Here is a 23,154-nt window from a genome sequence, read left to right as displayed (position 1 = left end):
GAAAATTTTAAAATTCTTCCATGGCAAGAATCCTCACCTTATGCCTTATCGGTATTTTTAGTTTTATCACCAGCCGGGCCACAATAATTACCGGTACGGTCAGGGATGATAAAGGCAGCATCCTTGCCTACGCCTCCATCCTGGTCAAAGGCACCACCAAAGGGGTTACCGCAAATAAAGAAGGGAAATATTTCCTTGATCTTCCTGCGGGAGATTATACGCTGGTCTGTCAGTATGTTGGTTATACCAGGGAAGAAAAAAAGATTGCCCTCGAAGCAGGGACGGGAGACAAGATGATCGATTTCCATTTATCCCTGCAGCAACTATCCATGGCGGAGATCATAGTCAGACCAGGAGGGGAGGATCCGGCCTATGAAATTATCCGGAATGCCATTAAAAAAAGGAAAGATTACCAATCGCCTCTTGATTCCTTCACCTGCGAAGCCTATATCAAGACTCAGATCAAAACACGCAAATTGCCCAGGAAAGTATTGGGTCAGAAAATAGAAGAAAAGGACAAACTGGAAATGGGGGTTGACTCGGCAGGCAAGGGGATCATCTTTCTTTCCGAATCCCTGACAAAGGTCTCCTTTAAAAAGCCAGGCAAAATAAAACTGGAAGTGCTCTCGGGCAGGGAAAGCGGCTCCAACGGATATGGTTTCAGTCTGCCCACCTTCATCAATTTCTATGATAATAACATCACGGTATTGGGTGAGCAATTGAGTCCCCGCGGTTTCATTTCTCCCATTGCCGAGACTGCCCTGAATTTTTACCGGTACAAATACCTGGGGTCTTTTTTCGAGGATGGGAAGGAGATCAACAAGATCCAGGTCATTCCCCGGCGGAAATATGAACCGCTTTTTTCCGGAACGATCAATATCATGGAAGGGGAGTGGCGTATTCACTCCTTGGATCTGCTATTGCTCAAACAAGCCCAACTGGAGATCCTGGATACGCTGCAGATCAGGCAGATCCACGTTCCTGTGGGTAATGGAGTCTGGCAGACCAAGGACCAGGTCGTCTATTTTACCTTTAATATCCTGGGGATCGATGCGGTGGGTAATTTCCTGAACGTCTATAATAAATACGAGGCGGTCCCAAAATTCCGGAAAAAATATTTCAACAACATCGTTATGAAATTCGATACGGCCGCCAATAAAAAAAGCAAGGCTTATTGGGATTCCATCCGGCCGGTGCAGCTTGAACCTGAGGAATTGACCAATTACAGGGTGAAGGACAGCATCTTCCATAATAACCGCGATTCGATGCATTCCCGGCGCAACAGGGATTCTCTGCTCAAACGTCAGGGGCCGGTTAAAATCCAGCAGATCCTTAGCGGTGGGTTCTCCCGCTCGGACTATGGCCCGGTCCACCCCGTCCGGTATTCCATGGAAGGGCTGATCCCCAATCTCCTGTATAACACGGTAGAAGGGCTTAATCTTTCTTTTAACGGATCGGTATCCACGCCACTCAAACGAAAAGGGCAACAGATCTCCTTTTCTCCGCATATTCGTTATGGCTTCCATAATATCCGTCTGAATGCCTGGGCAGCCGTCACGCTGGACAAAAAACCGTTTGCTACGCCGGGAATGATAGAAATGGATGGCGACCAGATAAGCCAGCATTGGACCTTGTCCGGTGGAAAACGGGTCAGCCAGTTCAACGCGGGCGATCCTGCCCGTCCTGGTCAGGGCTCGGGACCCATTCCGCAGATCGTCCAGGTGCCCGGCCCGATAACCGAATCAATCAATGCTTTATATACCTTGTTCCTTCGCCGGAATTATATGAAGATCTATGAGAATGTATTTGGGGAATTAAGCTGGTCAGGCCGTCTCGACAATGGCCTGCGAATTCGGGCGAACGCTTTGTACGAGGACAGGATTCCTATAGAAAACACCACGGATTTTTCCATTTTCCATGTTAAGAACAGGGAATTTACTCCCAACTATCCGGTTGAACAGATCGGTTCGCAATTTCCCAGACACCAGGTCTTACTTACAGGGCTCTATTTGCAATACCAGCCGGGACAGCAGTATATTGAATACCCCCGCCGCAAGATCGCGATCGGTTCAAAATACCCCACCCTGGCCCTCGCTTATCAGAAAGGCTGGAATGGTGTTTTGGGAAGCGACGTGAATTTTGACAAATGGCAGTTTTCCATTTGGGATGAGCACAATTTCAAATTGAAGGGAATGTTGAAATACCGGTTCGGTATCGGAGGGTTTTTAAATTCCAGGTCGGTCTTTATTCAGGACTATCAGCATTTTAATGGCAACCAAACCTTTATCGCCAGTGAATACCTTAACAGCTTTCAGCTGGCTCCCTATTATGCCAACAGTACGACCAGTGCCTTTTATTCAACGGGCCATATCGAACACCACTTCAATGGGTTCCTCACCAATAAGATCCCGTTATTCAGACGCCTTAACTGGCACCTTGTAGGGGCGGTAAATGCGTTTTATGTGAACCGGGATAACAACTATGTCGAAGTTTCCGGCGGCCTGGAAAATCTCTTTAAGGTACTTCGGGTAGATCTGGTGACCTCTTATCTGAATGGCCACAATGGTCAATTCGGTGTCAGGATCGGGTTGGGAGGTTTGTTGGGCGGGAATGTAAAGGCCGGAGGCAACTAGTTCTGCCCTTTTTTTGTAATTTTGTACCACATGTCTGTATTACACAATCGTGTCTCCCAAAAGGAGCTTAAGGAGCGTCTTTACCAGGAAACCGAACCCCGCGTTACGCTCTCCTTTTACCGTTATTTCCCCATCGAAGATCCTCAAGGCTTCCGGGACGGGCTTTATGCCTCCCTTTTTGAAAAAGTGGTTTTTGGCCGGATCTATATCGCCCGGGAAGGCATTAATGCACAGATCAGCGTTCCCCGTTCCGGTTTTGACTGGTTGCGGGAGCATCTTCATGCCATTCCGGGATTGAGCGACCTGCGTCTTAATGTAGCCGTAGATGACGACGGCCGGTCCTTCTGGGTGTTGAAGGTCAAGGTGCGGGATAAAATAGTGGCCGATGGCATTGACGACCCGGCCTTCGATATGAGCAACAAGGGGAAATATGTCAATGCAGAAGAATTTAACCGGCTGACGGGCGACCCGCAAACGATCGTCGTCGATATGCGCAATCATTATGAATATGAGGTAGGACATTTTGAAAATGCGGTGGAAGTCCCTTCTGACACCTTCCGGGACCAATTGCCGATGTCCGCCGAAATGCTTCGAACGGATAAGCAGCGGAATATCATCATGTATTGCACCGGGGGGATCCGTTGTGAAAAGGCCAGCGCCTACCTGCTCCATCAGGGGTTTGAGCATGTATATCACCTGGAAGGGGGGATCATCCATTATTCGAATACCGTGAAGGAAAAAGGACTGGACAACAAATTCAAAGGCAAGAACTTTGTCTTCGATGACCGCCTGGGAGAAAGGATTACCGATGAGATCATTGCCCGTTGCCATCAATGCGGGCAGCCTGCCGATACCCACACCAATTGCCGGAACGAAGGCTGCCACCTGTTATTTATCCAATGCGGAGCCTGCGCAGTCAGGTATGAGGGATGTTGCAGCCCTGTCTGCCAGGAGATCATCCACCTGCCCCCGGAGGACCAACAAACGCTCCGGAAAGGCATAGACAAAGGGCGCCAGGTTTTTAATAAGGCCAAATCGCGTTTGCGCCCAAGGCTAGACGGATCCAATAAATCCAACGAATCCAACGAATTCAATATGCCTTAGCTGTCTTTTCTTTTATTACGTATAGTTATCGGTTTATATATTTGAAGTTGTTTTGATCAAAAGAGTTGCCGCTAAATTATATGTTCATTTTTGCGTCCAAATAAAAATGTAATTCGTACGTTTAATAATACATCTTTGATTATAGCTAGATCATATTTTTTAAGGCTTTGTTGGCGGTGCGTTCCGGAAAACTAAAATTAAGGCTCTGATATCATGAATACTGCTGTCAAAAAATTTTTGCGTTTCCAGGCAAGTATTAAAGATATTGGTTATACACCTTCTCTCGGGAGTTATGAGAAAAGGAAGCTGGGGATCTTCAATGTCATGAATTTTTTGGGGATCTTCACCGGCATCGTCGTGCCGCTATGCGGTTTGTTCTTCAAAGATGCTATTCCCCCCACACTCTGGCTCATTGCCTGTTCTCCTGCCCTGATCAGCATCCTGGTCCTTACCGCCAATTATTATCACGGTTACGAACTGGCCCGTTTAATCTATTTCGTTTTATATCCGGTAGCGACCTGTACGGTCTATGCCCTGGGGATCGATGCAGGGCTCGAATTCTTTTTTGTACTCTACGGGGTCTTATCGGTCTTTTTTTTACATAAGATCTACAATATCATTTTTTCTTTTTCCTTATCCATGGTTGGTTATTTCTTGTCCTGTGAGATCTGGAAAGATTATCAGTACAAGGTGGAGCTGATCAATTACCCGGTTTACATCTTTAATCACCTGCTGGCCCTCTTTTTTATATTGTACGGGTTATTATTGATTAAGAGCGAAAATACCCGGTACCAGCTGCAGACCAGGGATAAGAACTTCCAATTGCGCCGGAGTAATCTTAAGATCCTTCGTCATAAGGCGGATATTGCCAGGAAGGCCGTATTACTGGAAGAGCAGACAGCGCAGATGACAGAGCTGAACTCCTTAAAGAACAAATTGTTCTCCGTCATCGCCCATGACCTGAAAGCGCCCATTTACGCGTTGCGTAATCTTTTCCGGAACATACAGCAATATGATCTTCCTGCCGATGAGATAAAAATGATGATCCCGGAGGTAGTGAATGAATTGACCTATACTACCGGATTGATGGAGAACCTTTTGCAGTGGGCGAGGAGCCAGATGAATGCTGAATCCATCCGGCCGCAGGTGCTGGACATCGGGAAGATCACCGGGGAAGTATTGCAGATCCTCCGGTTGCAGGCGGATGCCAAACGGATTTATATAAAAAGCAAGATTGACAAACCCGTATATGTATATGCGGATAAAGACATGATCAACCTTGTCCTGCGTAATCTTTTATCCAATGCCATAAAATTCACTCCGGAAGACGGGGCTATTTCCATAGATGCCCGGGAGATGCTTTCCCATACCGAGGTGCTGGTCCAGGATACGGGCACCGGCATCAGCAAAGACAATCTCCAAAGACTAATGGAAGAGAACTATTATACCACCAGGGGTACCGGCGGTGAAGCCGGCACCGGTTTGGGATTAATGCTTTGCAAAGAGTTTCTTACGAAGAATGGCGGCCACATGCACGTTCAAAGCGAACCTGGCAAAGGCAGCACTTTCTCCTTCACCTTACCCCGCCATATTACCAAGGGAGAATAAAATACGCTGGTAGATCTCTTCGTCCTTCAGGGTCTGGGGCTTAAAGGACTCACCGATCACCTTTTCATATAATTGGATATAACGGCTGCTGATGGTTTGGATCCATTCATCGTCCATTTCCGGAACGGTCTGGCCTTCTTTCCCCATAAAATTATTGGCAATCAGCCATTCGCGTACGAATTCCTTGCTGAGCTGTTGCTGCCGTTCTCCTTTTTCCTGGCGTTCCTGGAAGCCATCCGCAAAAAAATAGCGGGAGGAATCGGGAGTATGGATCTCATCCATCAGATAAATGGTATCTCCGATCTTTCCGAATTCATATTTGGTATCCACCAGGATCAATCCTCTTTTGGCGGCTATTTCCTTGCCTCTGGCGAATAAGGCCAGTGTATATTTCTCCAGTTGTGCATAATCGTTTTCATTCACCAGTCCGCGACTGATGATCTCTGCGCGGGAAATGTCCTCATCGTGTCCCACTTCTGCTTTTGTAGAAGGAGTAATGATGGGAGCGGGGAAGTAATCGTTTTCACTTAGCCCTTCAGGTAAGGAAACCCCGCATAATTCTCTTTTCCCGCCGCTGTATGTTCTCCACGCATGTCCTGTAAGGTTGCCTCTTACTACCATCTCTACCCGAAAAGGCACGCATTTATGCCCGATCGCCACCTGGGGGGCGGGTGCATCGATCAGCCAGTTCGGACAGATATCCGCAGTGGCCTTAAGCATGTATGCAGCTATTTGATTTAATACTTGTCCTTTAAAGGGGATAGGACGTGGAAGTATCACGTCAAAAGCGGAGATGCGGTCTGATGCGATCATTACCAGCCATTTATCGGAAATGGTATATACATCGCGAACTTTTCCGCGATAGAAATTCGTTTGGTGGGGAAATTGCAAGTTCTTCATTCGCCAAAATTAAATTTTCGGGACAACATTACAATGTGTATTTTAGTAATATATTAGATTTTAATATCAGATTTTACTAACGAAATCTTGCATTATGGAAAACTACCTGAAAAAGTTTGCGTTCCAACTTGCTTTGTTTTTTTGTTCTGTAATCGCTTTTGCACAGTCTTCTCCTCCTTCTACCACCATTTCCGGAAATGTACATAATTCGCTCAATAAAGAAACTGTTCCGGCGGTTTCGGTCACCATTAAGGGCTCCGGCGCCGGTACCTTCACGGATGACAAGGGGAATTTCAAAATAACTACCGTACAAAGCCTTCCATTGGTCCTGGTATTTTCATCGGTTGGTTTCGAGACACAGGAAGTCTCCCTGAGCGATGCGGCCCATCCCGTTCAGGTGGAATTCAAACCTGCCTCTTCGTTAGGGGTGGAAGTCGTTGTTTCCGCCAGCCGGGTTCCGGAGAGGATACTCGAATCTCCCGTTTCGATCGAACGGGTAGGGGCGGCTGCTATTCGTAACAGCCCTGCCACGGATTATTACAATGTGATCCGTACGGTTAAAGGGGTTGATGTCACCAGTTCCAGTCTTACTTTCAATTCTGTCACGAGCAGGGGTTTTAACGGCAGCGGCAATCCACGGTTCAATCAGTTCGTGGATGGAATGGACAACCAGGCGCCCGGGCTTAATTTTTCTGTTGGTTCCGTGGTGGGGCTTACTTCCCTGGATGTCGATAATATGGAATTATTACAGGGTGCCTCTTCTGCTTTATATGGTTCGGGTGGTATGACCGGAACCCTGCTGATCAGCAGCAAGGATCCCTTTAAATACCAGGGCGTCAGTGCCGAAGTCAAACAGGGAGTCATGCACCTGGGAAAAAATGACCCTTATGGCGCTTCGCCTTATTATGACCTGGCCTTTCGCTGGGGAGTGAAAGTAAGCGACAAATTTGCCTTCAAGATCGGCGGACAATATGTACAGGCCAAAGATTGGGCGGCAACCAATACCTCTGATTATACGGGGGTGGGTGCAGGTCTGGGCAATCATCCCATTCCCGGCAATCGCATGAGCGATCCGAATTATGATGGGGTGAATCTCTATGGGGATGAAACCTCAGCCAATATGCTGGGGGTAACGAACCTGTTTTTGGATTTTGCCACCCAGCGATATGTCGCGCAGTATCATGCGGCCACGGGTATGGACCCCAGCCAGGCGCAGATCAATGGCTTCCTGTCTACAAACCCTCAGACCGCCCCTTTTTACAATGGTAAACAGGGGGGGATCATTCCTAATCAGAATGTATCCAGAACGGGGTATAATGAAACGGATGTTATCGATCACAAAACCGAGATCCTTCGGGTATCGGGTGGTCTGTATTATAAATTCACTCCGCATTTACAACTATCATTGACCGGGAATTATGGAACGGGCAACACAGTATATACCGGAAGTGACCGTTATTCGCTGAAAGGGCTTAAAATGGGTCAATACAAACTGGAATTAAAGGCGGACCGTTGGTTCATCCGGGCCTATACGACCCAGGAGAATTCAGGGCAGGCCTATAATGCAACCGTGACGACCCGTTTGCTCAATGAGTCCTGGGGCGGAGGAAGTACGGTCTGGTATCCGACCTATATTGGAAATTATATTGGAGCCTATTCGCAGGCGGTTGGCGGAGGCGCCACCCCGGATCAGGCAAAAGCTGCGGCATTTACCTTCGCCAGGCAGCAGGCAGATGCCGGCAGGCCTGTTGCGGGGTCTGACGTGTTCAAACACCTCCTGGATTCTGTTCGTTCCAAACCCATTCCCAAGGGCGGTCTATTTCTCGATCGCACCAATCTTTACCAGACCGAAGGACAGTATAACCTGACCGATTATGTGAAATTTGCTGAGGTTATTGTGGGAGCGAGTTGGAGAAGATATGTGTTGAATTCTCAGGGTACCTTGTTTGCAGATAGCGCCGGACGTATCAATACCAATGAATACGGAGCCTATTTGCAGATCGCGAAAAAATTCTTTGATGACAAATTAAAACTTACTGCTTCGGGGCGTTATGATAAAAATGATAATTTTGACGGCAAATTTACACCCCGTCTTTCTGCTGTAGTAGAGGTGGCAAAAGATAATTTTATCCGGGCATCTTATCAGAATGCGTATCGTTTTCCCTCCAATCAGAACCAGTGGATCAATTTAAATACCGGTGCGGGAATCCTGATCGGGGGGCTTCCTTCCCTGAGAGATTTCTATAATTTCACTTCCAATCCCGTATATACCCCGGGCAGTGTTGCGGCCTTTGGTGGAGCTGCGGCAGGAGGGACCATCGACCCGTCTTTGCTGAAACAACAAAAGTTCGGTCAGTTCAAACCGGAGACGGTGAACTCTTATGAGTTAGGGTATAAAAGTTTGATCAACAAAATGGTGCTGGTAGACTTATATGGCTATTATGCCCAATACCAGAACCTGATCGGCAGGGTCTCCGTCATTCAATTTGGCCCGGGTGGACCTGCCAATTTTTTATTGACCCAAAGTTATACGGGCTATTCCGTTTCGGTAAACAGCGCCAATAAAATTCATACCTATGGTTTTGGCCTGAGTATCGATTTTTTGCTGCCCCGTAATTTTGCCATCAGCGGCAATATTTCCACCGACCATATCCATAATCCCGATTCCACATTTACCACGTATTTTAATACGCCCGACTACCGTTTTAATATCGGGTTTAGTAATTCCGGATTTGGTTATCAGAAAAGATTTGGCTTTAATCTTCAATACAGGTGGCAGGATTCTTATTTTACCGAAAGTGATTTCAAACAAGGGAACGTAGATGCCTTTGGTACCCTGGACGGACAGGTCAGCTATAAATTCCCGTCGATCCATTCCCTGGTAAAATTAGGCGCCACCAATATCCTGGATCATTATTATATCACCCAGTATGCTAACCCGGCTATCGGGGGATTGTATTATGTGAGTTTTGGGTATAATATATTCTGAGACCGCTCATGTTATCTTAATAATGATTTAGTGCTATCTTTTTTTGCGTGTCCTTACAGGCCGGGCTTTCCGTTCCAAGTCCTCGGACCTGAGCTATGCTCAGCCCCTGTGGGCTTTCCACTGCAATCCCTCACGGTTGAGTGAAGATTTTATTTTTTTTTGAATTTTTGATGATGCTTTAGGGGCTCAGGCTAGTGATATACCAAAAAATTTGACTGGTTTTACTCATGAACGGAAGTTATAGGCGGGCATTAGAGGAATGGTGAGCCGAGCCAATATCGGCTTTGCGAACCGCTCGTAAAAAAGGTCAAATTTTTTGGTATATCACTGCCCTAAGTTCAAAGTGCAGCATTTAGTTTCTACTAAAAAATACTGAAGTAATATTTTCATGTCATCAATCTGAGCATTTTAGACTGGCCCACTCCAGCGCTGACGCATGCCCTACCCTCAACCGACGCCTTTTAGAACTTCGTAGAAGCGAGGACCGAAGCTTCTACTCGTTAGGGCTTCGCCCGCAACTTTCGTCCCGTTCTCATCCGAACGGAACTCAGTTGCCTTCGCTTCACTCGGTTACTCCCGAAATATATTCTACTGCATAGTAATGGCCCGGATGATTAAAAACTAAATGCTAACCTGTGGAAGTGAAAATCAGCGGAGGGGAGGTTAGGGCTGGCGTAAAGCCAATAAGGTCAATAAAGCCAATAAATCCAATGAAACCTAACCTTCTAAAAAAAATCCTTGCAAGTCTTTCAGGTGAGTATTGTATTTGCGTTTCATGTCATCAATTTGAGTATTTTAAACTGGCCCTCTCCAGCGCTGACGCATGCCCTACCCTCAACCGACGCATTTTTTCACCACCGGGACTTATTCTACGGCACAGTAATGGCCCGGATGATTAAAATACTAAAGCAAATCGGAGGAAGTGAAAATCAGCGGAGGGGAGGTTAGGGCATGCGTAAAGCCAATAAGGTCAATAAGGCCAATAAATCCAATGAAACCTAACCTTCTAAAAAAAATCCTTGCAATTCTTCAAGGTGAGTTTTGTAGGTGCGTTTCATTCATCAATTTGAGTATTTTATACTGGCCACTCCAGCGCTGACGCATGTCCTACCCTCAACCGACGCATTTTTTCACCACCGGGACTTATTCTACGGCACAGTAATGGCCCGGATGATTAAAATACTAAAGCAAATCGGAGGAAGTGAAAATCAGCGGAGGGGAGGTTAGGGCATGCGTAAAGCCAATAAGGTCAATAAGGCCAATAAATCCAATGAAACCAAATCAAAAAAGGCATCCGCAGGATGCCTTTTCATAACAAACAATAATATTATCAGACGTTAAAACGAAAATGCATCACATCCCCATCCTTCACGATATATTCCTTTCCTTCAATGCGTAGTTTTCCGTTATCCCGGCAGGCCGCTTCCGAACCATACTGAACAAAATCATTATAGGCGATCACTTCCGCTTTAATAAAACCTTTTTCAAAATCGGTATGGATCACGCTGGCCGCCTGAGGCGCCTTCCACCCTTCATGGATGGTCCAGGCCCTGACTTCCTGAACGCCTGCCGTGAAATAAGTGGCGAGGCTCAGTAATTTGTAGACCGAACGGATCAGTTTATTCAGCGCGGGTTCCTTCATTTTATATTCATCCATGAATAGCTCCTTATCCGCGGGATCTTCCATTTCTGAAATTTGTGCTTCGATGGAATTATTCATGATGATAACCTGGGCATTCTCTCCTTTTACCGAAGCGATCAGCGCGTCGGAAAATTTATTTCCGGTATGCATCGAGGGTTCGTCCACATTCGCTACATAGAGGACCATTTTGTCGGTCAACAGGAAAAGATCGGCCACGGCCAGTTTTTCTTCTTTGGTGAGATCCAGCTCGCGGATGCTCTTGCCCTGCTCCAAATGTTCCTTGCACCGTTTCAATACTTCGAATTCCGCCTTAACCTTTGGATCGGCGGTTTTGAGTAATTTCTCCGTACGGCTGTATTTTTTTTCTACACTTTCCAGGTCTTTCAGTTGTAATTCCGTTTCGATGATCTCTTTATCGCCGACGGGATTGATGGCCCCTTCATCCCGCAGGATATTCTCATCTTCGAAACAACGGATCACATGGACAATGGCGTCCACTTCCCGGATATTGGCCAGGAACTTATTTCCCAGACCTTCTCCTTTGCTGGCTCCTTTCACCAGTCCGGCGATATCCACGATACCGATCTGGGTCGGCACTATCTTGTTGGGTTTCACCAGCTCCGCCAGTTTGTTTAATCTTTCATCCGGCACGTCCACCAGACCGGTATTGGGTTCGATCGTACAAAACCGGTAATTGCTGGCCTGCGCTTTGGCGCTGTTGCTGACTGCGTTGAACAGGGTTGATTTTCCCACATTTGGCAACCCTACGATTCCTGCTTGTAAAGCCATAGACTAATTGATATTTAATTCGGGGGGCGAAAATAGACAATAAATGCTAATTTCAGGCCGTAAATCACAACAATACACCGGCACATGGCATTAAGCAGGATATGGGCGGCTTTTATATTGATTTCCATACTGGTAGCGGGTTTAAAATATAGCTTTTCCCCCAAAGACCGGGATATCTTCTCCTCGATGGTGATCGGGAAGTCAGGGGATACGATCCGGGTAAAGGCGACAGCCCTTCCGGCCAATGCCGCCGGCTCGTCTTCCAATGCCGCCGGCTCTCCTTCCAATCCCGGATCCCTATCCAATGGTCAGTCTATTGTTATGGCGCAGCCTGTTAAACCCAAACCTGATTACAGGATCCAATCCGCCAATGGGGTAATAGAGACCTGTGCGACTGCCGTCAATCTGTCCATTGGTCTGATTGGGGTCATGGCCTTGTTCATGGGACTTATGAGTATAGCGGAACAGGCCGGGGGAATCCGGTTGTTATCCCGGATCATCGGGCCATTTTTCTCAAAACTGTTTCCCGAACTTCCTAAGGGACATCCGGCCATGGGGCATATGGTCATGAATTTTTCGGCGAACCTGCTTGGTTTGGATAATGCTGCTACTCCCTTTGCCCTGAAGGCCATGGACAGCCTCCAGGAGATCAATCCGGATAAGAGCACGGCTTCCAACACCCAGATCATGTTCCTCTGTCTGCATCAATCGGGTCTTCAGCTGATACCGGTCACGGTTATCGCCTTGCGGGCCTCTTTAAAAGCGCCGGACCCCACCGATATCTTCATCCCCATCGTGATCGCCACTTTTGTTACCACCATGGCTTCTATGTTTATTGTAGCCTACAAACAAAAGATCAATATATTTCAGCCGGTCATTTTATTATGGGTGGGAGGGCTTTCCCTGGTTATGGGTGCCATAGTAGTCTATCTGCATTCCTTAAATGCCGATGGCGTGCAATCTTTTTCCAGGGCCCTGGGCAACGGATTGATCCTGTTTATATTCCTGGCGATAGTCGGGGGAGCGGTTTACAAGAAGATCAATATTTTTGATGCCTTTGTACAAGGCGCCAAGGGCGGTTTTGAGACGGCTATCCGTATCATTCCCTACCTGGTAGGTATGTTGGTCGCTATCAGCCTGCTGCGCACCAGCGGCACCTTCGATATCATTATCAGCGGTATCCGGTTTGTGTTCACCTCCCTGGGGGCAGATACACGTTTTGTGGAAGGTCTGCCCACGGCCCTGATCAAACCATTAAGCAGTGCGGGGGCGAGGGGTATGCTGGTAGATACCATGAATGCTAATGGCCCGAATTCTTTTGCCGCCCGTTTATCAGGAATTTTGCAGGGCTCATCGGAGGCCACCTTTTATGTAATAGCCGTTTATTTTGGAGCGGTATCGATCAGGAATACCCGGTATGCCATTGGAGCCATGTTGCTGGCCGATCTGGTAAGCATCCTGATTTCTATCTTTTTGTGTTATCTGTTCTTCGGTCATACTGCCTAAACTCCCTAAAGCAACGCTCTTAACTTTCGTATAGCTCCTTTGCTCGCTATCCGGATCTATAAGATCTTAATGCCTTTTCTCCGGTAGGGTTCCAGCAAAGGATCATCGGGCCGTAATTCCGTGATCAGCGTATCGATCTCCTCTATCGGGCAGACGTGAAATGGCTGGCAGGAGTTGATTTTTTCGGCGATGGTCAGACAGATCACCTGCTGGGCCGACTCGATCATGGCTTTTTTGATCTGGACAACGTCCCAGTCATTATCGGTTATCCCGTTTTCTGCATCGATGGCATTGACACCCAGGAAACAGATATCTGCCTTTATCTGTTTTATTCTGGCAATAGCTTCCCCTCCTACGGTTATTTTAGAGTTCTTCGAAACCTTGTCTCCGATCAGGATCACTTCGATATGAGGATGATGGGTGTATTCCAGCACTACCGGGATACTGCCGGAAATAAAAGTGGCTTTCAGGGACGGAGGCAGGGCCTTGGCCAGTTCGATCAGGGTTGTTCCTCCCGAGGTAAGCACAAACATATCGTTCCGGATAAGGGCAGCGGCTTTTCGGGCGATCAGTTTTTTTTGCGGGTGGGCATAGACATGATTGGGGGTATAATGAAAATCGTTGAACGAAAGAGAGAGGGCTCCTCCATGTACCTTGGTGATCTTCCCTTTGTCGGCCAGTTCCTGCAGATCCCTGCGGATCGTATCTTCTGACACATTGAGGTCCAGGCTTAAATTCGCAGAAAGGACTTGGTTGTGCAGATTAACCTGGTGGAGAATATAAGCCTGTCTCTCTTGTTTTAGCATATTGATAGTGAGTTAACGGATAATCCAAAAAGCCCCAAAGCATGCCTCCGGCCTTTTCTAAAGGTCCATTAAAAAACAAATATGTAGCAAAAAAGGAAGCATTCCCAAAATATACCCGGGAAATGTCTTTTTTCCAAGCGGAAACTGGCAAAAAACGGGAAGAACATCCTGCCTGTTCGTGAGGGGATGCTGATTTTAGAAGGTAAAACGGGCTGTAAAGGCAAATGCAGAAGGGACGAAATTGATCTTGGGAATAATGTCCAGCTCCGGCTTCCAGTCCAAAGAAAGATTTAGCGGGGCATTCTGAAATTTATAATCCAGTCCGGTGATACCCTGCGGGCCCAGGTAAGTAGTATGATTTTCGAACCCGATATAGCCGCCAACGCCGTAGAACCAGGTAAAAGCCGGCGTGCCACCGATGATCTGGTGTTTTTCGTAAAGGGCGCCAAGGGCAAAACGGCTGCCGAATGACATTAATCCTTCCACCGCACTCGTCTCATCCAGGAAGTATTTAAGAGAAAGGGAATTGCTGACGGTTGGAGCCGCCGTACTGAAACGAATACCCACCGCTACCTTATAGTCCTGAGCGGATACATGGTTGAACAGGCCGCTGAATGCCAGGCAGAGCAGGCTGAGGGTGATTACACGCATAAGTTGATTTTAATTGGTTGGAACGAAAATAATGCCAAATGTATTGGACGGCATTTGTTAGGGTTTTCTTAAAACAGGAAGCACTTTATGATTTGGGTTTATCTGCCGGAGAAGGCAGAACCCTTTTGGCAGAATCGATAATTTTTTTAACAGAGTCGGTTTTGGCCGGGCCAAGCCCCTTCAAAACCGCAGGCGCAAGCACTTTTTTGGCAGAGTCGATTTGTTTTTTAGAAGGCAAAATTCCTTTATTCGCAGGCCCGATCATCGGCTCGATTACCCTCTCGATCATCTTACGGGTAGAGTCACCCGGGGAATCCTTTGGCTGAACCGTTGGTTTGTTTTCAATTGGTTTGTTTTCAAATAGTTCAAACTTTGTTTTTGGCCTTTTAGCCTCCTGCCATTTGAACCCGCGCAAACGCATGTCGTCGAAATTCACTTTTTTAAAGGGGATCATACTGCCTTCGGCATCATTTCGCAGAACAACTTTTTTCAGTTCCCTTCCTTTTTCTTTTTCCTTTTTATCGAAAATCATATCGATAATATCGGCATGGGCCTTGTTCACACCGGTATAGGCCTTATTATCGTCCTGGACATAATAGATACTTTCCGCATTGCCCTTGGCCCGGAGATAATCGATCTCTCCATCCTTAAAATAACAATTAATAGTGGTGCCCTTGATCTGGTTATAGAAATTGGCGCCAACCTTGTTAATGGCAAGGCCATTTTCAAAAACATACATCCGGCTTGCCTTTTTGTTCTTGGTGTACACGAACATCGTATCACCGGTAACCTGGAAATTATTATTGCTCCAGGCGATCGGTTCTTTATATAACCGGAAAATGGAATCCTTACCGGAGTAAAAAAGACTATCGGCTACGGCTTGCAGGGAATCGGAGAAGATCCGGACATGATGGTATCCCTGGATAAAACGAATGCTGCTGTCAATGGGCTCCTTCTTTTTTCTCAGTAGGCTGTCTAGCCGGGGATTATATGGGGGGGCTACATAGGGATGGTATTTGGTAACCGGGTTTAATCCCGGAACAGGAACAACCGGGCGGTTCTTCACAGGTCGGTTGACCAATATACTATCCGGGAATGCCATATGTTTGAAACTGCTGTCAATGACTATGACGGGCTTGGCCTTCTGCCCAAATGCCGCTTTCAAACTATCCGGCCCCCCGGCACGTTTACGGGCCAGAAGGCTGTCCAGGGCCGGCGAGCGTTTATGACCGTTAAGGTTAAGACTGTCGGATAAATCGAGGCTGTCGGACAAAGCAAGACTGTCGGCCAGGGCAAGACTATCGGATAGAGCCGGATTCTCATTCAGGTCCACACTATCCTTTAAATGACGGTGCAGGCTGTCGGCAGCATGTAGGGGATGACTTTGATCTTTAGTTATGATCTGGCCTTTGCCGTTCCCGCCAACTTCCTGAGTCGTATCCCGGCCATGAAAACCTTTGTCCGTTGCCGCCTGGTGGAGACTATCGGCGGATCTTCGGAAAAGGCTGTCCACAAAGATGCGGTGCATACTATCATTTATAAAATTCCTTCTGAAGATGGCCTCTGCATCCACCAGTCTGGCAGAAAAGAAGGTGTCGGCGGTAATATAAATGGAATCCTTGTCCTGTTTAAGGATAAGCAGGGGATTTTGGGTAGCCAGGAAGGTATTCTGTTTTTTATCCGAGATCATATAATTGGCGATCATGGAGAACCCCTGTGCCGTATCCTTATACACTGCCCTGCCGATGGCCGTACTGATCCCGGTGCTGTCATCGAACCTTACCGAATCCCCGACAATGGATTGCGAGCCATCGGTAATGACCGGGCGTTTCCCGAATTCCGCTTTTTTATTCTTCAGATCATAATAACCATCCCTGGTTCTGACCGTACGACGGGTGCTGTCTTTAAACAGGATAAAAGTTTCTGTAATAAAGGTGGAGATCTGGGTTTGTGTATTGTATAAAAGCGAATCTGCCGTCAGGTCATATTGCGGATCACGTAGTACCACATTTTTCCGGAAATGTACATCCTTGGTATCTTCATAATAGGTCGCCGCGTCGCTGGTAAGGACTGAACCGTTGTTCACCACTTTCCCGCCATGATCATAAATGCCCATTTTCAGGTTCAGATCGTAAGTGAGTTCCTCCGTAGTGAGCACTCCCTTGCCATCGGTCATCTTTACATTCTTCTGGAAGAGGATATTTCTGGTATCGACCTGGTACTTCATGTAATCCGAGGTGATATTCGTGGAGTCGTTGTCGATAATATGAACGTGTCCGAAGGATTGGATGCTGTTATCCTTGCTGTTGGAGACCATGCTGTCGCAATTGATCAGCGTATTTCCCTGTTTCAGCCGGACATTCCCGGTAAGCGTCGTCAGGCTGGTGGCGGAGTCAACCTGTTCGCCCCGATAGGTATCTGCATTCAGAACGAGCACTACTTTCATCGAATCGTTCCCCGGAGTCCGGAAGGCAAGCTGGCTCTGCGATCTGCCCTGCAGGTTTAATAACAAACAGCCTGCCAGACAGATGGTCATGGCCATTGCCGGAAAAAACAGGGACATCCTTCTGCTCATGCTAATTACTTAATAGCTGGTTTTGACGTGGAGTCAAATATAGGGGCCATTAGGGGGCCGCTTTTATCTTTCCTGCCAAAAACAGAAATATTAACATACCGTTTTGGGTGTACACGGACATCGTCCAACAGGATATTCAGGCTACGGGTTGTTCCTTCCAGGTTCTGGTACAATTTTTTATCGTTCAGCAACAGGCCGAGGGAACCATTGGTGCTATTCATTTTACCAATAACGCCTTTTAATTCGTTAATACTGGATTGCAGGCTCTCGACGGTTTCGGGGATCCTGGCCTCTGATAACCTGGACGTCGTTTTTTCTACGTTTTCCAGGGTTTTGGTAATGTGCTCATTGTTTTTGGCGAGATTACCGGTGAATTCATTTACGTGCTGAAGGGATTGTGCCAGGGCTCCGCTCTGGGTATTCAGCATCTTTTGCAGATTAGCGGAAGAGCCGGCCAGGTTGGCGATAATGGAGGTTAAGTTGTTCTTTAATTTGGGATCGAAAAGACTGCCGATCACCTGAATTAGGGAATCCAGGGAGGTCAATGTCCCGCCCAGCTTGAGGATGACCGGATTGACGCTTTGTTCTACCTGGGAGAACAGATTGGACTTTTGTTTGGTTTCCAGGGTATCTCCGTCTTTCAGCATCACGGTGGCGTCTCCTTTATTGATGACGATAGAGGAGGAACTGATAATGCCTGAATTGATCTCTCCAACCGAATTTTCGGGGATATGTACATCCTTTTTAAGGGTTATGGTCACGATGATCCCTCCCTTCAGGTCCTTATCCGATTCATTGATCGCCGATACGCTCCCGATCTGAAGACCGTTGATCTTGACAGCGTTGGATACTTCCATCCCATCGACATTATCGAATACGGCATATAATTTTTTGGTATGTTCGAACAGGCTGCTGCCTTTCAGGAAATTGAAGCCGAGGATCAGCAGGACGATGGCGACTGCAGCCATTAATCCGATCTTTGTTTCATTAGCGATTTTCATTCGAATATTTTTTGGTGTTAGGTTCGAATTATTATTTTGTATCGAATTTGAATGTACCGGTCCTTAATCCTGTTAACTCTCCAATCCTGTTAACCCTCCTGTTAATCCTCCTGTTAATCCTCCTGTTAATCCTGCCGACAGGAATTTTTCTAATTGGCAAGGATCCTTTTCCGGAATCCTTTCGGGGTTCCTTTCTCCTTGTATGCTGTGGTGAACTTTGCCGCTGATGGTGATACCGGTTTCAGCGACGAGGTTCCCCCCGCGGGGCGGACTCCTTCGAGATTATCCTTATAACGTTTTAAGGCGTCGAGGATATTGCGGACGATCTCAGCCTGCCCATCATCGCTGTTCAGGTATTCCTCTTCCTCCTTGTTGGTCAGGAAACCGGTTTCGATCAGCACGCTGGGCATGCCCGTTGCCTGAAGTACCCGAATTCCCACGTCACGTTGCATCACCCCGTCGCTTTTGCGCCCGGCTTTAACAAATTCGTCTTCCACCAGGGTGGCGAAAAGGGCGCTGTTCGCAAAATATTTTTTCTCGTATAACTGGGCGCGAATCCTGGCTTCCGGGGAACTCATGTCAAAGGCCGTATTGGTACTGTCACCTATATCATCTCCCATGTTCTCATCATTCTGATTAATGGCGGCTCCTTTATCTCCATTCCGGTCGGCCTTCCAGATATAAGTTCCCGTACCTATACGGGTGTTTTTTACATTATACGTTTCGTAAATGGGAACTTTTCTTCTCCTTTTGCCTTTGCCTGCCCATTTATGCCCAATAAGACGTCTTGCCTGGTAATGCCCGGCTGCATGGCCGTCGGAATTGCCATGGATACAGATAAAAAGATCGCCATGTGATTTGTTGGCCAGTTCGGCCCGGTAATTCAGCCCTTCCTTGATGGTTGGCTTATTGCCGGGCATAATATCTGTGGTCCGGGTAAAAACCAGTTTAACGTCAGGGTATTCCTCCTGAATGGCCTTCCCCAGTTTGAGGGAAATGTCCAGGGCAATATCTTTTTCTTTGGAGATCAAACCATGTGTGCCGGGGTCGAATCCTCCATGCCCCGGATCGATGACGATGGTACGTAGAGCGGACTTCTGTTTGGGGGTGGGGCGTACATTGAATGAAGTGATGGTACAGACAATCCCGGAAAAGATCAGTAAGGTGGTTATCTTTTTGATCATCATAGTCATTTTTTTTTACAGAATCCTCCCAATCTTCACAAATACTTATGGGTGTAATGGCTATTTTTGTGCTTTAGCATACAGGACCGGGCGTGCATCCTGATTTTTTAATAAACGAATGGATAAATCAAAATCTATTCGTTGTTTTATAAAAGTATGAATAATTACGGTCGCAAAATTAGCTCAAAATATCTTCTGGCGTTGATTTTTACTGCTTTATTCTTTTCAGTAACGCTCAATAGTCCGGCAAATTATTCATCATTCCGTCGTTTTTACAAAATATTAGCATTAGGGGAGGATACCTCCAAACCCCGTAAATCCAGGGGAAAAGCTGCAAAGCCGAAAGATACCCTCCGGAAAGATAGTCTTTTCGCGCTGCGGGATTCCATGCATATGGCGGGGGACACGACCAGGGATTCCCTTCATCGCCAGGTGGCCGACACCCTGGATTATAAGATTTCCAAGGATACCCTGGAGGCATCCATCGACTATAAGGCTGCCGATTCGGTGGTCATGGATGTACCTTCCAAAAAGATAACTCTTTACAACAAAGCCAATGCCAAGTACAAAGATGCGGATCTGAGCGCCTATAAGATCCAGTTGGATCAGTCCCGGAATGTAGTAGTGGCGACCCATATCAAAGATACGGCCGGCAATATCATCGGGCTTCCCAAGATGGTACAGGCGGACAATACCATGCAGTCGGACTCCATTGTCTATAACATTAAGACGCAGAAGGGGATCACCAGCAACACCTATACGAACTCCGGGGAAATGTTCGTCCATGCTGAAAAAATGAAGAAGGTAACTCCCCAGGAATATTATGCTTACCGGGGAGTGATCACTACCTGTAACCTCGATACGCCCCATTTTGCCTTCCGCACCAACAAAATGAAGCTGATCAATAAAAAGATGGCGATTACGGGTCCCATCCATCCTGAGTTCGAGGGCGTTCCGCTTCCGATCTATATCCCATTCGGTTTTTTCCCTATTTCCGGAGGCCGGCATTCGGGGCTGCTTCCGCCGCAGTTTACGGCCAGTGACCAGGCGGGGATCGGTTTGGAAGGATTGGGTTATTATAAGGTATTGAATGATTATTTCGATGTTACCATGCGGACCAATCTTTATTCTTATGGGGGATGGACGCTTTTTCTCACGCCCACTTACCGGGTCCGCTACCGGTATAGCGGCCAGCTAAATTTCACCCTGCAGAATACCCGTTTTCTGAGCGATGGCGGGAAGGATGCCTACACGGAAGCCAAAACATTCAGTTTGAACTGGGCCCATACCGTAGACAGCAAGGCCCGCCCGGGAACCAATTTTTCTGCCAATGTCAACATAACCTCCACCAAATACAACCAATACGTACAAAATAACCCTACGGCCAACTATTCCAACCAATTGGGGTCCTCCATTACCTACTCCAAGACCTGGGATGGAAAATATAACCTGACGGTGAGTGGGCAGCATAGCCAGAACAACCAGACCAGGACAATCAACATCAATCTGCCCACCGTCGCCTTTACGGCCCCTACGATCTACCCTTTGCAACCAAAGGATTTTGCCGGGACTCCTAAATGGTATGAGAAATTGGGGGTAGGTCTCAGCAGTTCGGTACAGGGATCTGCATCCTTTTATGACTCCCTGATCAATTTTAAAAGACTGATCGATACTTTTCAATATGGGGCTCAGCATAGTGTGCCTATCAGCCTGGCCTTACCTATCAAAGGCCCGATACAAATTTCACCGGGTATCAGTTTTTCCAACCGGATGTATTCCCGTAAAATTTTCATGCAATGGGATTCTGCGAAAAATAGGGTGGATACCGGCTATTACCAGAAAGGCTTTTTTACGACCAATGACGTGTCTTTCAGTCTTAGCCTCAGTTCGGCCATCTTCGGTACTTTCCAGGGCTTTAGTAAAAAAAGCAGCCTGATGGGTATACGGCATGTGATCCGTCCTACCCTCAGTTTTAGTTATAAACCGGATCTGGCCTCGAAAGATTATTACAACCTGAGGACGGATAGTGCAGGTCATACTTACCGCCAGAATTATTATTTCTCCAATCCTTTTGGTGCCTTTGGGGAGGGGGTTTATGGAGGGATCTCCTTCGGCCTGGACAATCACCTGGAAATAAAGACCCGGTCCAAAAAGGATACGACGGATGCGGGGATCAAAAAGATAACGCTCATCGACGGTTTTGGGATTACCGGCGGATACAATTATCTGAAAGATTCGTTTAAGTTATCTCCGTTGACCATTTATTTCCGGAGTACGCTTTTTCAAAAGATCAATATTACAGGAGGAGCCAGCGTTAATCCCTATCAATACGACAGTCTGGGTTTCCAGGTAGATAAATATGCCTGGTCCGGAAAAAAATTCTCCATCGGAAAGGTCACCAATGCTAATCTTGCCATTTCCACCAGCTTTAAGAGCAAGGCAAAGGATGAAAAAGCCGAAAAAGAGAAACAGCAGCAACAGCAGGACCAGGACCAAATACCCCTGACGATGGAAGAACAGCAGGCGCAATTGAATTATGTACGGAATAATCCCGCACAGTTTGCCGATTTTAATATCCCCTGGTCGTTGAACCTGGCCTTTGCCCTTAACTACTCCAGCATACAAAAGGCGGATTACTCGGGATTTGCCGCCTTGATCACTTCCAGTATCAACTGGAGCGGAGATTTTAATTTAACCGAAAAATGGAAAATGGGCCTGAGCGGGTATTACGATGTAAAATTTGCGAAGATCCAAACACTGACCATGACGATTTCCCGGGAAATGCATTGCTGGCAAATGTCCATCAACGTAACACCGGTAGGCTATTACCGCTATTTCAACGTTACCCTCAGTCCGAAATCCGGTATCCTGCGGGATCTCCGGATCAACAGGACGAAATATTTTTATCAATAATTATTTTTATACTTTTCCCGCATTCGCTAAATAATAATCCCACATAATTTTAAAGACCCGTTGTTTCAGGCCTTCCAGGTTTTCGCCGGGCTGCTGCATGACTGGATCCAGGAAATGCATGGCGAGTCTGTGCGGGCGGAGGAAAAAAGTTTTATGGGAAGGCAACACCATTTTCGTATGGAAAATAAGGGCGGGAATAATGGCTTTTCCCGTGGCGATGGACAGACGAAAAGCTCCGTCATGAAAGGATTTCAATGGGTCGTTCGTCTTATTGCGCGTACCTTCCGGGTACAGGCACATATGGAGACCCATATCCAATGTTTCTTTCATTTTATTGAAGCTTTCCCGGCGGCTGGTTTCGCTGTTCCTGTCCACCAGCACACTACCCGTCCGGTACAACATGCCGAAAAGGGGAACTTTAGCAAAGGAAGTCTTGGCGATCGTTTTATTTCCACCGGGAATACCAGGGGAAGAAACAGGTACATCCATCAGGGAATTATGATTACAAACAACGATATACGTTTGCCCCTTTGCGAATTTTCCCCTCCCTTTTACCCGTAGCGGGCAGCCTGCCAGGGTCAGGAAAACCGCCATCCAGGTCCGTGCATACAGGATGAAACGTTTGTTCCTTACTGGGTCGGGGCGGGAATAAGAGAATAACAGGAAAGGAATCAAAAAGATCAGCATCGTAACCACGAACAGGAGTATAGCCCATAAGGCAAAGATTCTTCCCAGAACATTCCATATAAGACCCCCCAGCCCCCTAAAGGGGGAGTTAGGTAACACGGGGCTATTTGGGTTAGATTCAATCATTTCACTTTATTAATTTTTAAAATCCTTTCGGGATCAATAC

14 protein-coding genes are annotated in these 23,154 nt (G+C 47.0%); 6 read left to right on the top strand and 8 right to left on the bottom strand.

The features are described from left to right. Positions 1-20 precede the first annotated feature (20 nt). From ACX0G9_RS19205 to ACX0G9_RS19195, 3 genes are all read left to right on the top strand, one after another. The gene (locus tag ACX0G9_RS19205; protein WP_459066570.1) at positions 21-2,633 is read left to right on the top strand and encodes a DUF5686 and carboxypeptidase regulatory-like domain-containing protein; all 2,613 of its coding nucleotides are present in this window, start codon (positions 21-23) and stop codon (positions 2,631-2,633) included. Positions 2,634-2,663: 30 nt separating this feature from the next. Further along, entirely contained in the window at positions 2,664-3,737 is a 1,074-nt protein-coding gene (gene trhO, locus ACX0G9_RS19200) for an oxygen-dependent tRNA uridine(34) hydroxylase TrhO (protein WP_459066569.1), read from the top strand. Between the two features lie 213 nt (positions 3,738-3,950). Then, the gene (locus ACX0G9_RS19195) at positions 3,951-5,345 is read left to right on the top strand and encodes a sensor histidine kinase (RefSeq protein ID WP_459066568.1); all 1,395 of its coding nucleotides are present in this window, start codon (positions 3,951-3,953) and stop codon (positions 5,343-5,345) included. Here ACX0G9_RS19195 and ACX0G9_RS19190 read toward each other — a convergent pair. Next, positions 5,316-6,245, bottom strand: coding sequence for a phosphoribosylaminoimidazolesuccinocarboxamide synthase (locus ACX0G9_RS19190; RefSeq protein ID WP_459066567.1), 930 nt, complete (start codon positions 6,243-6,245; stop codon positions 5,316-5,318). The genes ACX0G9_RS19195 and ACX0G9_RS19190 overlap by 30 nt on opposite strands. A 94-nt stretch (positions 6,246-6,339) precedes the next feature. On the opposite strand from ACX0G9_RS19190, the gene ACX0G9_RS19185 reads away from it, so the two are divergent. Further along, a complete protein-coding gene (locus ACX0G9_RS19185; RefSeq protein WP_459066566.1) occupies positions 6,340-9,234 on the top strand; it encodes a TonB-dependent receptor in 2,895 nt (964 codons plus the stop codon). A 1,330-nt stretch (positions 9,235-10,564) separates the two neighbouring features. On the opposite strand, the gene ychF is transcribed toward ACX0G9_RS19185, so the two are convergent. Further along, the gene (gene ychF, locus ACX0G9_RS19180; protein WP_459066565.1) at positions 10,565-11,665 is read right to left on the bottom strand and encodes a redox-regulated ATPase YchF; all 1,101 of its coding nucleotides are present in this window, start codon (positions 11,663-11,665) and stop codon (positions 10,565-10,567) included. 84 nt (positions 11,666-11,749) lie between these two features. On the opposite strand from ychF, the gene ACX0G9_RS19175 reads away from it, so the two are divergent. Beyond that, positions 11,750-13,171 carry a nucleoside recognition domain-containing protein gene (locus tag ACX0G9_RS19175; RefSeq protein ID WP_459066564.1) on the top strand — a complete coding sequence of 474 codons (1,422 nt, stop codon included), beginning with the start codon at positions 11,750-11,752 and terminating at the stop codon, positions 13,169-13,171. A 56-nt stretch (positions 13,172-13,227) separates the two neighbouring features. Here the strand turns inward: ACX0G9_RS19175 and ACX0G9_RS19170 are convergent, their stop codons facing one another. The 5 genes from ACX0G9_RS19170 to ACX0G9_RS19150 all read right to left on the bottom strand — a co-directional run bounded on the left by ACX0G9_RS19170 (position 13,228) and on the right by ACX0G9_RS19150 (position 19,391). Further along, complete coding sequence (locus ACX0G9_RS19170; RefSeq protein ID WP_459066563.1) at positions 13,228-13,977, bottom strand: DeoR/GlpR family DNA-binding transcription regulator; 750 nt, start codon at positions 13,975-13,977, stop codon at positions 13,228-13,230. 195 nt (positions 13,978-14,172) lie between these two features. Further along, positions 14,173-14,628, bottom strand: a complete 456-nt coding sequence (locus ACX0G9_RS19165; protein ID WP_459066562.1) for a hypothetical protein — start codon at positions 14,626-14,628, stop codon at positions 14,173-14,175. 85 nt (positions 14,629-14,713) lie between these two features. Next, positions 14,714-17,203, bottom strand: coding sequence for an OstA-like protein (locus ACX0G9_RS19160; RefSeq protein ID WP_459066561.1), 2,490 nt, complete (start codon positions 17,201-17,203; stop codon positions 14,714-14,716). Between the two features lie 5 nt (positions 17,204-17,208). Continuing rightward, complete coding sequence (locus ACX0G9_RS19155) at positions 17,209-18,204, bottom strand: MlaD family protein (protein ID WP_459066560.1); 996 nt, start codon at positions 18,202-18,204, stop codon at positions 17,209-17,211. A gap of 149 nt (positions 18,205-18,353) precedes the next feature. Beyond that, entirely contained in the window at positions 18,354-19,391 is a 1,038-nt protein-coding gene (locus ACX0G9_RS19150; protein ID WP_459066559.1) for an N-acetylmuramoyl-L-alanine amidase family protein, read from the bottom strand. Between the two features lie 153 nt (positions 19,392-19,544). Between ACX0G9_RS19150 and ACX0G9_RS19145 the strand changes: the two genes are divergently transcribed. After that, entirely contained in the window at positions 19,545-22,301 is a 2,757-nt protein-coding gene (locus ACX0G9_RS19145; RefSeq protein WP_459066558.1) for a putative LPS assembly protein LptD, read from the top strand. 6 nt (positions 22,302-22,307) lie between these two features. Here ACX0G9_RS19145 and ACX0G9_RS19140 read toward each other — a convergent pair whose 3' ends face one another. Then, positions 22,308-23,114, bottom strand: coding sequence for a lysophospholipid acyltransferase family protein (locus ACX0G9_RS19140; protein WP_459066557.1), 807 nt, complete (start codon positions 23,112-23,114; stop codon positions 22,308-22,310). Positions 23,115-23,154 lie beyond the last annotated feature (40 nt).

The organism is Flavitalea flava, from assembly GCF_054461575.1.
Note: the sequence above shows the minus strand (reverse complement) of the source record. Positions and strands in the feature narration are given on the sequence as shown.